We start from the raw sequence: 16204 nt of genomic DNA on the forward strand, positions 1-16204 counted from the left end.
TCTCATGAAACTAGTTAAACTTAGTTTAGTAGCAGCTTTAGCTGCAGGTGCTTTTTCAGCAGCAAATGCTGTTTCACTTGAAGAAGCTATAAAAGATGTTGATGTATCAGGAATGTTTAGATACAGATTTGAATCTGATAGATTAGATGCTGGTGCAAAACCTTACAGTGGTTTTACTGCAGGTGTTCAAAATGGTTACAATGGTGATAAAGAAAACAGACACAGATTTAAATCTCAATTAAACTTCAAAGCAGCTTTAGATGATAATTTCAAAGCTTTTGTTCAATTCCAATATGACAATACAGGCGAGTTAGGTTTTAATAGTCCAAGTGCTAAAGCTGAAACTAACACAGCTCAAAGCTTTGATGTTGAGCAAGCATACTTAGAATACACTAACGAAGCTTATGCTACAAGTGTAACTTTCGGTAAAATGGAAGTTGGTTCAATTTGGACTGATGATGCTATCGGTACAGGAGCTAAAATCATTAACAACTCTATCGAAGGTTTAACTTTTGCAGGTTACTGGTTTGATAGTTTTAATGTTACAGATGATGGTGATTTTACTGGTTTAGGTATAGCTGATGCTTCATTATATGGCGCTGCTGTATTAGGTGATTTTGATCCATTTGCTTTCCAATTATGGGCTGCTTATTCAAATAATTGGGCATTCTTATATGCAATAGATGCTAGCTATAAATTCAGCTTTAATGATGTAGCTAATTTCAAAATCCAAGGTCAATACTTAGGAAATAGCCTAGATAGCGATAAAGAAAAATTAGGTCTTGACAATGGTAATTTCTATGCTGCTCAATTACAAGGTCAAATTTCAGCATTTGATTTTAAAGCAGGTATAGTTGGTTATGGTGAAAAAGATAAAGCTAGCTTAGTTGTATTAGAAGATAAAGGTCAAGTAATCGCTCCAGGTGAGCAAATTTTCTATTCTACTGGTAGTGATTTAAGAGGTGATGTAGGTGAAAACTTCTTCTATTTTGCAGGTTTAGGTTATACTTTTGCTGAAACTGTAAGAGTAGGATTTGATTATATAGGTGGTAAATCTGAGCAAGTTGGTTATGATATAGATAAAAACGAATATGTAGCAAGTGTGTCTTATGCTTATAGTCCAAAACTTACATTTAGTGGTTTCTATTCTTACTTAACCGAAGATTTCAATACTAAAAATATAGATGATGCTGACGATCAATTCATCAGACTTGAAGCTCTATACAAATTCTAATTATAAAAGCTAAGCCAAAAGGCTTAGCTTACTATATCTAAAATTATCTCTTCTTTTAATCCTTGTATTTTAATTTCTTTGATTTTTAATTCATCAGGTAAGTTTTCAAGTAAAGCTTCTTTGTTATGTATATTTTTATTTGCTAACACTCTTAATATCTTGCCTCTATATGCTTTTGCAAAATGACTTAAAGATTTAGAATTTTTTAAAAATGCAAAAGTTAAAAAAGGTTTTTTTATGGTATAAAATTTTTCATAAAATTTAGCTCTAAGATCTATTATTAATTCATTTTCTAATAAATCATCAAGTTCTTTTGAAAATTTCTCTTTGTAAAATTTTTCTATATTAAAATTTTCTATTTTTTCACCTTGTTTGAATTTATAATAAGGAATTAAATCTTTTGCTAGTATTGGACCAAATAAATTTGAGAAAATTATGACATTATTATCTATATATTTTTTTTCTAATGAATTTAAACTAGGATAGTTTAGATATTCAAATGCAACACCACTATATCTTTCAATAGCTTTTATAGTATTTTTTTTAGATAAATCTTGACTTAACTCATTAATTTCATTTAAGTCTTTTACTCCAAAGAATTTTCCAAGCTCTTGTGTATTACGAGTATTAACAAAATTTTGATATTTCTTTAAAGCTTCCATTCTTACATAAAACATATGCTCAAAAATGAAAGAATTTTTATTTATTGGTTTTTGAGTATTAGTTTTGTTTTTACTTTCACTTGGTGAGAATAAAATTATCATATTTTTCCTTTTAATTTTTAAAAAATTATACAAAATAATTTAAAATCCTTGACATTATTTTAAAATTTTATTATAATTCAACTTTATTTTTTGCTGGTTTAGCTCAGTTGGTAGAGCAGCTGCCTTGTAAGCAGCAGGTCGGGGGTTCAAGTCCCTTAACCAGCTCCATTGTTAATAGCAGTGTTTGACCAGAAATAAAAAGCATTTTTTATTCATGGTGAGTTACTCAAGTGGCCAACGAGGGCAGACTGTAAATCTGCTGGCTTTCGCCTTCCGTGGTTCGAATCCACGACTCACCACCATTGCTTTGCGGGAGTAGCTCAGTTGGCTAGAGCATCAGCCTTCCAAGCTGAGGGTCGCGGGTTCGAGTCCCGTTTCCCGCTCCAACCTTATTTTGGTAGAGTGAAACTGGGAGCTGTTTTGTATTTAGAATTTCTAGCAGTTTCAAATATCCAAAATTTTTGTTATTTATGTTTTTAATTTTTCTGAGCGCTCGTATGGCTCAGAGGTAGAGCACTCCCTTGGTAAGGGAGAGGTCGCGGGTTCAAGTCCCGCTATGAGCTCCATTGATTTCAAAAGATTATAAAACATAAATTAGTATTTGTATGTAAATTTTATATGGAGGAAAAAGATGGCTAAAGAAAAATTTTCACGTAATAAGCCTCACGTAAATATTGGTACAATTGGTCACGTTGATCATGGTAAAACTACTTTAACAGCTGCAATTTCTGCTGTTCTTTCAAGAAGAGGATTGGCTGAATTAAAAGATTATGATAATATCGATAATGCTCCTGAAGAAAAAGAGCGTGGTATTACTATTGCTACATCTCACATTGAGTATGAAACAGAAAATCGTCACTATGCTCATGTTGATTGTCCAGGACACGCAGACTATGTTAAAAATATGATTACTGGTGCTGCTCAAATGGATGGTGCTATCCTTGTTGTTTCTGCTGCAGATGGTCCAATGCCACAAACTAGAGAGCATATTTTACTTTCTCGTCAAGTAGGTGTACCATATATTGTTGTTTTTATGAATAAAGCTGATATGGTTGATGATGCAGAGTTGTTAGAATTAGTTGAAATGGAAATTAGAGAATTATTAAGCTCATATGATTTTCCAGGAGATGATACTCCAATTATTTCAGGTTCTGCTTTACAAGCTCTTGAAGAAGCAAAAGCTGGTCAAGATGGTGAATGGTCTAAAAAAATACTAGATCTTATGGCGGCAGTTGATGAGTATATTCCAACTCCAACTCGTGATACAGATAAAGATTTCTTAATGCCTATTGAAGATGTATTTTCAATTTCAGGTCGTGGTACAGTTGTTACTGGTAGAATTGAAAAAGGTGTTGTAAAAGTTGGTGATACTATTGAAATAGTTGGTATTAGAGATACTCAAAGCACTACAGTAACTGGTGTTGAAATGTTTAGAAAAGAAATGGATCAAGGTGAAGCTGGTGATAATGTAGGTGTTCTTTTGCGTGGTACTAAAAAAGAAGATGTTCTTCGTGGTATGGTTTTGGCTAAACCAAAATCAATCACTCCTCACACTGATTTTGAAGCTGAAGTTTATATTTTAAATAAAGATGAAGGTGGTCGCCATACTCCATTCTTTAATAACTATAGACCGCAATTTTATGTAAGAACAACAGATGTTACTGGTTCTATTCAACTTGCAGAAGGTGTTGAAATGGTTATGCCAGGTGAAAATGTTAGAATTACTGTAAGTCTAATTGCTCCAGTTGCACTTGAAGAAGGTACTCGTTTTGCTATCCGTGAAGGTGGTCGTACCGTTGGTTCGGGTGTTGTTTCTAAAATTATTAAATAATTATAAGCGAGATTTTATCTCGCTTTTTAAGGAATAAAAATGAGAATAAAAGTTGGTTTAAAATGTGAAGAGTGCGGTGATATAAATTATAGCACTTTTAAAAATAGTAAAAATACAACTGAAAAATTAGAATTAAGAAAATATTGTCCAAGATTAAAAAAACACACAATTCATAAAGAAGTTAAATTAAAAAGTTAAGGCTTTTATATAAAAAGCCCCTAGGGCAATAGCTCCAATGGTAGAGCGCCGGATTCCAAATCCGATGGTTGGGGGTTCGAATCCCTCTTGCCCTGCCACAAAATAAGGTAAAATATGGAAAAACTAATAACTTATTTTAAATTATCAAAAGCTGAATTAGGAAAAGTGATTTGGCCTTTAAAAGAGCAAGTTAGAAATGCTTATATTACAGTTTTTGTAGTTGTTGCTGTTGTTTCATTATTTTTAGCATTAGTTGATTTGATTATGTCATTTTCGTTATCTAAAATTATAGGATAAAATGATGAATCATAAATGGTATGCAATTCAGACTTATGCTGGTAGTGAAATGGCTGTAAAAAGAGCCATAGAAAATTTAGTTAGAGATCATGGAATTCAAGAACAATTATTAGAAGTGATTGTTCCAACTGAAGATGTGATTGAATTTAAAAATGGTAAAGAAAAAATAAGCGAAAGAAGTCTATATTCAGGTTATGTATTTGCTAATATTGACTTATCAACAGAGCTTTGGCACAAAATTCAGTCTTTGCCAAAAGTTGGGCGTTTTATAGGGGAAAGTAAAAAGCCGACCCCATTAAGTGAAAAAGATATCAATCTTATTTTAGAAAAGGTGAAAAATAAAGCAGCACCTAAACCTAAAATTTCGTTTGATAAAGAAGAGAGTGTTAGAATAACTGAAGGTCCTTTCGCAAACTTTGTTGGTATTGTAGAAGAGTACGACATGGTTAGAGGGGTTTTAAAGCTAAATGTTTCAATATTTGGTAGATCAACTCCAGTTGAGATTTTATACTCTCAGGTTGAAAAAATAGTTTGATTTTTATAGTAAGTAAAGGAGAAAGGTTATGGCTAAAAAAGTCGTAGGTGAAATAAAATTACAAATAGCTGCTACTAAGGCTAATCCATCACCTCCAGTTGGTCCTGCTCTAGGTCAACAAGGTGTTAATATTATGGAATTTTGTAAAGCGTTTAATGAAAGAACAAAAGATATGGCCGGTTTTAATATTCCAGTTGTTATCACTGTTTATGCAGATAAAAGCTTTACTTTTATTACAAAACAACCACCAGCAACTGATTTAATTAAAAAGGCTGCAGGTATTTCTAAGGGAACTGATAATCCTCTTAAAAATAAAGTTGGTAAATTAACTAAGGCTCAAGTTCTTGAAATTGTTGATAAAAAAATTGCAGATATGAATACAAAAGATAGAGAGCAAGCTGCTAAGATTATTATGGGTTCTGCTCGTTCTATGGGTGTAGAAATCGTAGATTAATACTCTTTACCGCCAAGAGTTTAAAAAGGCGGTAGCACTTTAATATAAAATGCGGAGAAAATTAATGTCTAAAAATACTAAAAGATTTACAGAATTATTAAAAAAAATAGATTCAAATAAAAATTATTTAATGGATGAAGCAATAAATACAGTTAAAACCCTTGCTTCTGCTAAATTTGATGAAACAGTGGAAATTGCATTAAAATTAAATGTTGATCCAAGACATGCTGATCAAATGGTAAGAGGTAGTGTTGTTTTACCTGCCGGTACAGGTAAAAAAGTTAGAGTTGCTGTTATAGCTAAAGATGCTAAAGCCGATGAAGCTAAAAATGCTGGTGCTGATATAGTTGGTAGTGATGATTTGATAGAGGAAATTCAAAAAGGAAATATGAATTTTGATGTGTTAATAGCTACTCCAAATTTAATGGGCTTAGTTGGTAAAGTAGGTCGTATTTTAGGTCCTAAAGGTTTAATGCCAAACCCAAAAACTGGAACGGTAACTATGGATATTGCACAGGCTGTAAATAATGCCAAAAATGGACAAGTGAATTTCCGTGTAGATAAACAAGGAAATATCCATGCAGGTTTGGGTAAAGTTAGTTTTACTCAAGAACAACTAAAAGAAAATATAACAGCTTTTGTTAAAGCAATTAATAAGCATAAACCAGCTGCTGCAAAAGGAAGATATATTAAAAATGCTAGTATTTCTTTAACTATGAGCCCTTCTCTTTCTCTTGATACTCAAGAATTACTTGACACAAAATAAAATTAATGAGAGTTTTACTCTCATTAATAAAAATTAGATAAGATAATGACTTTTATTTTATCTAATTTTTATCTTAGATTGGAGATAGCCGAGGTCTCAGGACTTAATTAGATTTTCTACTCTGCTTGAAATCGCCGGTCGGAAAGGAGTAAAGATGACAAAAAGCCAAAAGATTGAACTTGTTTCTAAACTTGAAGAAAATTTTAAAGTTAGTGAAGCTGTTATAGTTTGTAACTATAAAGGTTTAAATACTAAAAAACTTGAAGAGTTAAGAAATAATGCAAGAGAAATGGATGTTAAAGTTCAAATTATAAAAAACACTTTAGCAAGTATTGCTCTTAAAAATGCCGGTAAAGATGGAATGGAACTTAAAGATACTAATATTTATCTTTGGGGTGAAGACCAGCTAAATGTTTCAAAAGTTGCTGATAAATTTAGTGAAGCAAATCAAGCGTTTGAAATTAAAACGGCATTTATTGAAGGTGAAATTGCTTCAGTGGATAAAGTTAAAGCTTTAGCTAAAATGCCTTCTCGCAATGAATTACTTGCTATGCTTTTGCAAGTTTGGAATGCACCAATTACCAATTTTACAATTGGATTAAATGCATTAAAAGAAAAAAAAGAAGCTGAATAAAAAAATAAAAAGGATAAATTATGGCAATTACTAAAGAAGATGTATTAGAATTTATTTCTAACTTAAGTGTTCTTGAGCTTTCAGAGCTAGTAAAAGAATTTGAAGAAAAATTTGGCGTTTCTGCTGCTCCGGTTATGGTTGCAGGTACTGCTGTTGCTGGCGGTGCTGCTGGCGGTGCTGCTGAAGAAAAAACCGAGTTTGATATTGTATTACAAGATGGTGGTGATAAAAAAATCAATGTGATTAAAGTTGTTCGTGCTTTAACCGGTCTTGGACTAAAAGAAGCAAAAGATGCAGTTGAGCAAACTCCATCAGTTCTTAAAGAAGGTGTTAGTAAGGCAGAAGCTGAAGAGGCTAAGAAACAACTTGAAGAAGCTGGTGCTAAGGTTGAGCTTAAATAATTTTTTGTTTTAAAAGAAAGGATTTAAATCCTTTCTTGTTTTCCTTTAATTAGGATTCTTTCTTTCAATACTTTTACCATGGGGTATAATAATATGTTAAATTCAAAATCAGGAAATCGTTTAAGAATAGACTTCTCGAATGTTCCACAACAAATAGACATTCCAAATTTATTACAATTACAAAAAAAGAGTTTTGATTATTTTTTAAACATTGATGAGAAAAATTCAGAAAGTGGAATTGAAAAAGTATTTAAATCTATTTTTCCAATTCATGATCCGCAAAATAGATTAAGTTTAGAATATGTAAGTAGCGAAGTAGGTAAACCTAAATATACTATTAGAGAGTGTATGGAAAGAGGACTGACTTATTCAGTGAATTTAAAGATGAAAATTCGTCTTACTTTGCACGAAAAAGATGAGAAAACTGGTGAAAAAATCGGTATAAAAGATATCAAAGAGCAAGAAATTTATATTAGAGAAATTCCTTTAATGACAGATAGAATTTCTTTTATAATTAATGGTGTAGAAAGAGTTGTTGTTAATCAACTTCATAGAAGCCCGGGTGTTATTTTTAAAGAAGAAGAAAGTACTACCGTTGCTAATAAATTAGTATATACAGCTCAAATTATACCAGATAGAGGATCTTGGCTTTATTTTGAATATGATGCTAAAGATGTTCTTTATGTGCGTATAAACAAAAGAAGAAAAATTCCTATTACAATATTATTTAGAGCACTTGGCTATAAAAAACAAGATATTATAAAATTATTTTACCCTATACAAACTATCCATATAAAAAAAGATAAATTTTTAACCCAATTTAATCCAAATGATTTTTTAGATAGAGTCGAATATGACTTAAAAGATGAAAAAGGAAATGTTATTCATCAAGCTGGTAAAAGAATGACTAGGAAAAAAGCTGAACAACTTGTAAAAGATGGTATTAAATGGGTTGAATATCCAGTTGAAATTTTAACAAATAGATATTTAGCAAATCCAATTATTAATAAAGAAACTGGAGAAGTTTTATTTGATTCATTAACACTTTTAGATGATGCAAAAATAGCTAAAATAAAGGATGAAGAGAAACAATTTGATATTGCTAATGATTTGGCAAATGGCGTTGATGCTGCTATTATTAATTCGTTTATTCAAGATAATGAAACTTTAAAATTATTGAAACAAACTGAAAATATAGATGATGAAAATGATTTAGCAGCAATTAGAATATATAAAGTGATGAGACCGGGAGAGCCTGTTGTAAAAGATGCAGCTAGAGCATTTGTAAATGATCTATTTTTTAATCCAGAAAGGTATGATCTAACCAAAGTTGGTCGTATGAAAATGAATCATAAATTAGGTTTAGATACGCCTGAGTATGTCACAGTTTTAACTAATGAAGATATAGTAAAAACCGCAAAATACCTTATTAAAGTAAAAAATGGTAGAGGTCATATTGATGATAGAGATCATTTGGGTAATCGTCGTATAAGATCTATTGGCGAACTTTTAGCAAATGAGCTTCATATAGGTTTAGCTAAAATGCAAAAATCTATTAGAGATAAATTTACAGCTTTAAATGCTGATATTGATAAAGTTATGCCTTATGATTTAATCAATCCTAAAACAATCACTGTAACTATTATGGAATTTTTTACAGGTGGTCAATTATCTCAATTTATGGATCAAACCAATCCATTAAGTGAGGTTACTCATAAGCGTCGTTTGTCAGCTCTTGGTGAAGGTGGCTTAGTAAAAGAAAGAGCGGGTTTTGAAGTGCGTGATGTTCATGCAACACATTATGGAAGAATTTGCCCTGTTGAAACTCCAGAAGGGCAAAATATCGGATTGATTAATACTCTTTCAACATATGCTAAAGTAAATGATTTAGGTTTTGTTGAAGCACCTTATAAAAAAGTTGAAAATGGTAAAGTTAGTAATGAAATTGTATATTTAACTGCTACTCAGGAAGAAGGTTTAGTTATTGCAGCAGCATCAACAAAAATAGATGATAAAGGTAATATTGTAGAAGAATTTGTTGAAGCAAGACAAGATGGAGAAACAATTTTAGCTAGAAGAGAAGAGGTGCATTTGATAGATCTTTGCTCTGGTATGATAGTAGGTGTTGCCGCTTCTTTAATTCCATTTTTAGAACATGATGATGCAAACAGAGCATTAATGGGTTCTAATATGCAACGTCAAGCAGTACCGCTTTTAACAACCCAAGCTCCAATTGTTGGAACAGGTATGGAAAAAATAGTTGCTCGAGATGCTTGGGAAGCTATTAAGGTCAAAAGATCTGGTATAGTCGAAAAAGTTGATAATAAAAATATTTTTATACTAGGTGAAGATGAAAATGGTCCATTTATTGATCATTATAAAATGGAAAAAAATCTAAGAACAAATCAAAATACGACTTTTATTCAACATCCTATTGTTAAAAAAGGTGAATTTGTTCAAGCTGGACAGATTGTCGCTGATGGTCCAAGTATGGATCAAGGCGAGCTTGCTATCGGTAAAAATGCGCTAATTGCTTTTATGCCTTGGCATGGATATAACTATGAGGATGCTATTGTAATTAGTGAGAAAATTTTACGCGAAGATACTTTTACTAGCGTTCATATATATGAAAAAGAAGTTGAAGCTAGAGAGCTTAAAGACGGTGTGGAAGAAATTACAAAAGATATTCCAAATGTTAAAGAAGAAGATTTGGCACATCTTGATGAAAGTGGTATTGCTAAAATAGGAACTCATATAAAGCCTGGTATGATTTTAGTAGGCAAAGTTTCACCAAAGGGTGAAGTGAAACCAACTCCAGAAGAAAGGCTCTTAAGGGCTATTTTTGGAGAAAAAGCAGGACATGTTGTAAATAAATCATTGTATGCAACCGCCTCATTAGAAGGTGTTGTTGTAGATGTAAAAATCTTTACTAAAAAAGGTTATGAAAAAGATGCACGTGCAGTGAAAGCCTATGATGAAGAAAAATTAAATTTGGAAAAAGAACATCATGATAGACTTTTAATGATGGATAGAGAAGAAACCTTAAGAGTATGTTCTTTGCTTTCTAAGTCCGCTTTAAATTCAGATGAAGAAATAAATGGTAAAAAATACAAAAAAGGTGCAAAAGTAGATATTAAAGAGCTTGAGAAAATTAATCGTTTTGCTTTAAATTCTTTAATTAAAGCTTATTCTAAAGATGTGCAAAAAGTATATGATGATTTAAAAAATCACTTCCAAAATGAGAAGAAAAAACTTAAAACAGAACATGATGAAAAATTAGAAATTTTAGAAAAAGATGATATTTTACCAAGTGGAGTAGTGAAGCTTGTAAAAGTATATATTGCAACAAAAAGAAAATTAAAAGTTGGTGATAAAATGGCTGGGCGCCATGGTAACAAAGGTATAGTATCTAATATTGTTCCAGAAGTTGATATGCCATATTTACCAGATGGTAGACCTATTGACATAGCTTTGAATCCTTTGGGGGTTCCAAGCCGTATGAATATAGGTCAAATTCTTGAGAGTCACTTGGGTATAGTAGGTATGAGGTTAGGAGATCAAATCCAAGAAATATTTGATAGAAAGCAAAAAGACTTTGTAAAAGAATTGCGTGAAAAAATTCTTGAGATTTGTGATGTGTCTAGACTTAAAATTGAGAAAAAATTTATACAAACTCTTAGCGATGAACAATTAATTACTTATGCTAGAGATTGGGCCAAGGGTGTAAAATTTGCAACTCCTGTTTTTGAGGGTGTAACAGTTGAAGAATTTAGTAAGCTTTTTGAGATGGCGAAAATTTCCATGGATGGTAAAAGTGAGCTTTATGATGGAAGAACTGGTGAAAAAATGGCAGAACGTGTCCATGTTGGATGTATGTATATGCTTAAATTACACCACTTAGTAGATGAAAAAGTTCATGCAAGAAGTACTGGACCTTATAGTCTTGTAACGCAACAACCAGTTGGTGGAAAAGCATTATTTGGAGGGCAAAGGTTTGGTGAGATGGAAGTTTGGGCTTTAGAAGCTTATGGTGCTGCACATACTTTAAGAGAAATGCTAACAATAAAATCTGATGATGTTGAGGGTAGATTTAGTGCTTATAAAGCTTTGACAAAAGGTGAGAATGTTCCAGCAACAGGTATTCCAGAAACATTCTTTGTACTTACAAATGAATTGAAATCTCTTGCTTTAGATGTTGAGATTTTTGATAAGGATGAAAATAATGAGTAAATTTAAACCTATCGAAATAAAAGAAGATGGCAGACCTAGAGACTTTGAAGCTTTTCAATTAAGACTAGCATCTCCAGAAAAAATTAAATCATGGTCTTATGGTGAAGTAAAAAAACCTGAAACTATTAATTATAGAACTTTAAAGCCCGAAAGAGATGGACTTTTTTGTGCTAAAATTTTTGGACCAGTAAGAGATTATGAGTGTCTTTGTGGAAAATATAAGAAAATGCGTTTTAAGGGTATTAAGTGTGAGAAATGTGGAGTTGAAGTTACTAGTTCTAAAGTACGCCGTTCAAGAATGGGTCATATTGAGCTAGTTACTCCAGTTGCTCATATTTGGTATGTAAATTCATTACCAAGTCGTATAGGAACTTTACTTGGTGTAAAGATGAAAGATTTAGAGCGCGTACTATATTATGAAGCATATATAGTAGAAACTCCAGGTGATGCATATTATGACAATGAAAACACAAAAAAAGTTGAATTTTGTGATGTGCTGAATGAAGAGCAGTATTTAAATTTAATGCAACGCTATGAAAGCAGTGGTTTTAAAGCAAGAATGGGTGGTGAAGTTGTTAGAGATTTATTAGCAAATTTAGATCTTGTAGAGCTTTTAAATCAACTAAAAGAAGACATAGCGGCAACTAATTCAGAAGCTAAGAAAAAAACTATTATTAAAAGATTAAAAGTTGTTGAAAATTTCTTGAATAGTAATTTGAATACCAACACAAATAGTGATGAAGTGGTTCCAAATCGTCCTGAATGGATGATGATTACAAATTTACCTGTGTTACCACCTGATTTAAGACCTTTGGTAGCATTAGATGGTGGCAAATTTGCAGTTTCTGATGTAAATGATTTGTATAGAAGAGTTATCAATAGAAATACGCGTTTGAAAAGACTTATGGAACTTGATGCACCTGAGATTATTATTAGAAATGAAAAAAGAATGCTTCAAGAAGCTGTTGATGCTTTATTTGATAATGGTAGAAGAGCAAATGCTGTAAAAGGTGCAAACAAGCGTCCATTAAAATCTTTAAGTGAGATTATTAAAGGTAAGCAAGGTCGTTTTAGACAAAACTTACTTGGGAAAAGAGTGGATTTTTCAGGTCGTAGTGTTATAGTTGTGGGACCAAAGCTTAGAATGGATCAATGTGGTTTGCCTAAGAAAATGGCTTTGGAATTATTTAAGCCACATTTGTTAGCAAAGCTTGAAGAAAAAGGTTATGCAACTACTGTAAAACAAGCTAAAAAAATGATAGAAAACAAAACCAATGAAGTTTGGGAGTGTTTAGAAGAGGTGGTTAAAGGTCATCCTGTAATGCTTAACCGTGCACCAACCTTGCATAAACTTTCTATTCAAGCTTTCCATCCAGTGCTTGTAGAGGGTAAAGCAATTCAGCTTCATCCATTAGTATGTGCGGCATTTAATGCTGACTTTGACGGGGATCAAATGGCTGTGCATGTTCCTTTATCGCAAGAAGCAATAGCTGAATGCAAAGTATTGATGCTTTCTTCTATGAATATATTATTGCCTGCTAGTGGTAGATCAGTAACAGTTCCATCTCAAGATATGGTTTTAGGAATTTATTATTTATCTTTGGAAAAAGATGGTGCTAAGGGTGAGCATAAAATTTGTACTGGTATAGAAGAGGTTATGATTGCTTTAGAAGCTAAATCTTTAGATATACATGCAAGCATTAAGAGTGTTGTTGATGGTAGAAAAGTTACTACAACTGCTGGTAGATTGATTATTAAATCTATCTTGCCTGATTTTGTTCCAGAAAATATGTGGAACAAAGTAATGAAGAAAAAAGATATAGCTGCTTTGGTTGATTATGTTTATAAAGTAGGGGGATTAGAGGTTAGTGCTAGCTTTTTAGATAAACTTAAAGATCTTGGTTTTGAATATGCTACAAAAGCAGGTATTTCAATATCAATAGCAGATATAATCGTGCCAAAACAAAAACAAAAAAGTATTGATGAGGCTAAAAAACAAGTAAGGGAAATTCAAAATTCATACAATTTAGGTCTGATCACTTCAGGTGAAAGGTATAATAAGATTATTGACATTTGGAAAAGCACTAATAATGTTTTATCAAAAGATATGATGGATTTAATCAAAAAAGATAAAGAAGGATTCAACTCTATTTATATGATGGCTGATTCTGGTGCTAGAGGTTCTGCTGCTCAAATTTCACAGCTTGCTGCTATGAGAGGTCTTATGGCTAAACCTGATGGTTCTATTATAGAAACACCTATTATTTCAAATTTCCGTGAAGGACTTAATGTTCTTGAATATTTCATCTCTACTCATGGTGCTAGAAAAGGTTTAGCAGATACTGCTTTAAAAACAGCAAATGCTGGTTATTTAACAAGAAAGCTTATTGATGTTGCTCAAAATGTTAAAGTAACTATGGATGATTGTGGTTCACATGAAGGTGTCGAAATCAATGAAATTACAGCAGATGGTGTTGTAATTGAAACTTTAGAAGAGAGAATTTTAGGAAGAGTATTAGCTGAAAATATTATTGATTCTATTACCAATGAAATTTTATTTTCAGAAGGAACTTTAATAGATGAGGAAAAAGCTAGGATTATAGTTGAAAGTGGTATAAAGAGTGTAAGCATTAGAACTCCTATTACTTGTAAAGCCAAAAAAGGCGTATGTTCTAAATGTTACGGAATTAACTTGGGAGAAGGTAAATTAGTTAAACCAGGTGAAGCTGTAGGTATAATTTCAGCTCAATCAATTGGTGAGCCAGGTACCCAACTTACGCTTAGAACTTTCCATAGTGGTGGTACTGCAAGTACAGATTTGCAAGATCGTCAAGTTGTAGCACACAAGGAAGGTTTTGTAAGATTTTATAATCTTAACACATATAAAGATAGACAAGGCAAAACTATCGTTGCAAATCATCGTAATGCAGCTATTTTACTTGTTGAACCAAAGATCAAAGCACCATTTAAAGGAGTAATTCATATAGAATACGCTTATGAAGATGTAGTTGTAAGTGTTAAATCTAAAAATAATGAAGCTAAATTTATACTAAGAAAATATGACTTAGCAAAAGCAAATGAACTTGCTGGTGTAAGTGGTAATATAGAAGGTAAATTGTATATTCCTTATAATGATGGAAGCGAAGTAGCTGAAAATGAAAGCATTGTAGAAGTGATTAAAGAAGGCTGGAATATACCAAATCGTATTCCTTATGCAAGTGAATTGCTAGTAAAAGATGGAGATCCAATTACTCAAGATATTGTTGCAGGTGCTAAAGGAACACTTAAATTTTATATGCTTAAGGGTGATGGTTTAGACAGAATTAGAAATCTAAAAAAAGGTGATATAGTTAAAGAAAAAGGTGTGTTTGTTGTAATTGCTGATGAAAATGATAGAGAAGCAAAAAGACATTATATACCAAGAGATTCTGTAATTGAATTTGATGATAGTGCTTTTATAGATAATTCTAAAACTATTATTGCTAAATCAAGTAAAGAAGATAAAACGATTATTGCTGAATGGGATGCATACAATAACACAGTGATAGCAGAAGTAGCAGGAGTTGTTAGTTTTGAAGATATTGAGTCAGGTTATAGTGCTGATGAACAAATTGATGAAGCAACTGGAAAAAGATCTTTAGTGATTAATGAGTATTTACCAAGTGGTGTTCGTCCTGCTATATTAGTTATGGGTGATAAAGATAAAATAGTGCGTTATCAATTGGAGCCAAAAACCGTTGTATATGTAAATGATGGCGATAAAGTTAAGCAAGCAGATATTTTAGCTAAAACTCCAAAAGCTGCTACAAAATCAAAAGATATCACAGGTGGTCTTCCAAGGGTATCTGAACTATTTGAGGCAAGAAAACCAAAAAATACTGCTGTTGTAGCGGAAATTGATGGAGTTGTGAGATTTGATAAGCCTTTAAGATCAAAAGAAAGAATTATCATTCAAGCTGAAGATGGAAGTAGTGCAGAGTATTTGATTGATAAATCAAAACGCATTCAAGTAAGAGATGGAGAATTTATCCACGCAGGTGAAAAATTAACTGATGGAGTTATTTCAAGTCATGATGTTCTTAGAATTTTAGGTGAAAAAGCATTACATTATTATCTTATCTCTGAAATTCAGCAAGTTTATCGTGGTCAAGGCGTTGTGATTTCTGATAAACATATTGAAATCATCGTATCACAAATGCTAAGACAAGTAAAAATTGTTGATAGTGGTCATACTAATTTCATTGTGGGTGATTTGGTTTCAAGAAGAAAATTCAGAGAAGAAAATGAAAGAATTTTAAGATATGGTGGTGAACCTGCTGTGGCTGAGCCTGTATTGCTTGGGGTTACAAGAGCAGCTATTGGAAGTGATAGTGTGATTTCAGCTGCTTCATTCCAAGAAACAACGAAAGTTTTAACAGAAGCTAGTATTGCTGGTAAATTTGATTATCTTGAAGATTTAAAAGAAAATGTAATTTTAGGTCGTATGATTCCTGTTGGTACAGGTCTTTATGGAGATCAAAATTTAAAACTCAAACAACAAAAATGATTTTTAATCCTAGCAATTTTGCTGGGATTTTTTTAAAATATTTTATGTTTAAAATAATTGATTTAGAACAATATAAAAAAAGAACATTTTAATTTTTGTACTCAAAATATTCCTTATTCTTTTGAAGTTACTGCCAAAGTAGATATCATTTTGTTAAAATTTGCAATTGTGAATTTATCTATGTTATCAAAAAGCATAAATACCTTAATGATTTTTATTTAGTTTAGATAAAATAGACTGCTAATATGCTATGGTTTTATTCTTCCTTCTTGTGTTATTTTCTATAAAAATATTAAACTTTTTCTATTCTTTAG

12 protein-coding genes and 5 tRNA genes are annotated in these 16204 nt (G+C 31.8%); 16 read left to right on the forward strand and 1 reads right to left on the reverse strand.

The features are described from left to right. Nucleotides 1-4 precede the first annotated feature (4 nt). Nucleotides 5-1234: a major outer membrane protein gene (locus tag CARM_RS02105; RefSeq protein ID WP_176300988.1), complete on the forward strand. Its 1230-nt coding sequence runs from the start codon at nucleotides 5-7 to the stop codon at nucleotides 1232-1234. Nucleotides 1235-1257: 23 nt separating this feature from the next. Here CARM_RS02105 and CARM_RS02110 read toward each other — a convergent pair whose 3' ends face one another. Further along, nucleotides 1258-1998 carry a YaaA family protein gene (locus CARM_RS02110; RefSeq protein ID WP_139493276.1) on the reverse strand — a complete coding sequence of 247 codons (741 nt, stop codon included), beginning with the start codon at nucleotides 1996-1998 and terminating at the stop codon, nucleotides 1258-1260. A 92-nt stretch (nucleotides 1999-2090) separates the two neighbouring features. On the opposite strand from CARM_RS02110, the gene CARM_RS02115 reads away from it, so the two are divergent. The 15 genes from CARM_RS02115 to rpoC all read left to right on the forward strand — a co-directional run bounded on the left by CARM_RS02115 (nucleotide 2091) and on the right by rpoC (nucleotide 15890). Continuing rightward, nucleotides 2091-2166: transfer RNA gene (locus tag CARM_RS02115), tRNA-Thr, on the forward strand. 48 nt (nucleotides 2167-2214) lie between these two features. Further along, nucleotides 2215-2300: transfer RNA gene (locus CARM_RS02120), tRNA-Tyr, on the forward strand. 7 nt (nucleotides 2301-2307) lie between these two features. Then, nucleotides 2308-2384: transfer RNA gene (locus tag CARM_RS02125), tRNA-Gly, on the forward strand. Between the two features lie 105 nt (nucleotides 2385-2489). Beyond that, nucleotides 2490-2564: transfer RNA gene (locus tag CARM_RS02130), tRNA-Thr, on the forward strand. 65 nt (nucleotides 2565-2629) lie between these two features. Continuing rightward, a complete protein-coding gene (gene tuf, locus CARM_RS02135) occupies nucleotides 2630-3829 on the forward strand; it encodes an elongation factor Tu (protein ID WP_139427114.1) in 1200 nt (399 codons plus the stop codon). Between the two features lie 39 nt (nucleotides 3830-3868). Next, on the forward strand, nucleotides 3869-4027 hold the full coding sequence (gene rpmG, locus CARM_RS02140; protein WP_139427112.1) for a 50S ribosomal protein L33: 159 nt from the start codon (nucleotides 3869-3871) through the stop codon (nucleotides 4025-4027). A 22-nt stretch (nucleotides 4028-4049) separates the two neighbouring features. Continuing rightward, nucleotides 4050-4125 (forward strand) — tRNA-Trp (locus tag CARM_RS02145). Between the two features lie 16 nt (nucleotides 4126-4141). Continuing rightward, complete coding sequence (secE, locus tag CARM_RS02150; protein ID WP_039666709.1) at nucleotides 4142-4324, forward strand: preprotein translocase subunit SecE; 183 nt, start codon at nucleotides 4142-4144, stop codon at nucleotides 4322-4324. Between the two features lies 1 nt (nucleotide 4325). Further along, nucleotides 4326-4859 (forward strand): transcription termination/antitermination protein NusG, encoded by a 534-nt coding sequence (gene nusG / locus CARM_RS02155; RefSeq protein WP_087684660.1) that lies wholly within the window; start codon nucleotides 4326-4328, stop codon nucleotides 4857-4859. Nucleotides 4860-4887: 28 nt separating this feature from the next. Next, on the forward strand, nucleotides 4888-5313 hold the full coding sequence (gene rplK / locus CARM_RS02160) for a 50S ribosomal protein L11 (protein ID WP_039649450.1): 426 nt from the start codon (nucleotides 4888-4890) through the stop codon (nucleotides 5311-5313). A gap of 64 nt (nucleotides 5314-5377) precedes the next feature. Then, nucleotides 5378-6079 carry a 50S ribosomal protein L1 gene (rplA, locus tag CARM_RS02165; protein ID WP_139427110.1) on the forward strand — a complete coding sequence of 234 codons (702 nt, stop codon included), beginning with the start codon at nucleotides 5378-5380 and terminating at the stop codon, nucleotides 6077-6079. 154 nt (nucleotides 6080-6233) lie between these two features. Beyond that, complete coding sequence (gene rplJ, locus CARM_RS02170; RefSeq protein WP_139427108.1) at nucleotides 6234-6713, forward strand: 50S ribosomal protein L10; 480 nt, start codon at nucleotides 6234-6236, stop codon at nucleotides 6711-6713. 20 nt (nucleotides 6714-6733) lie between these two features. Continuing rightward, on the forward strand, nucleotides 6734-7114 hold the full coding sequence (gene rplL / locus CARM_RS02175) for a 50S ribosomal protein L7/L12 (protein ID WP_139427106.1): 381 nt from the start codon (nucleotides 6734-6736) through the stop codon (nucleotides 7112-7114). 93 nt (nucleotides 7115-7207) lie between these two features. After that, nucleotides 7208-11344 (forward strand): DNA-directed RNA polymerase subunit beta, encoded by a 4137-nt coding sequence (gene rpoB, locus CARM_RS02180; protein WP_139427104.1) that lies wholly within the window; start codon nucleotides 7208-7210, stop codon nucleotides 11342-11344. Then, nucleotides 11337-15890 (forward strand): DNA-directed RNA polymerase subunit beta', encoded by a 4554-nt coding sequence (gene rpoC / locus CARM_RS02185; protein WP_139427102.1) that lies wholly within the window; start codon nucleotides 11337-11339, stop codon nucleotides 15888-15890. Before rpoB ends, rpoC begins: the two co-directional genes overlap by 8 nt. Nucleotides 15891-16204: the final 314 nt, after the last annotated feature.

The organism is Campylobacter armoricus (assembly GCF_013372105.1).
Lineage (GTDB): Bacteria > Campylobacterota > Campylobacteria > Campylobacterales > Campylobacteraceae > Campylobacter_D > Campylobacter_D armoricus.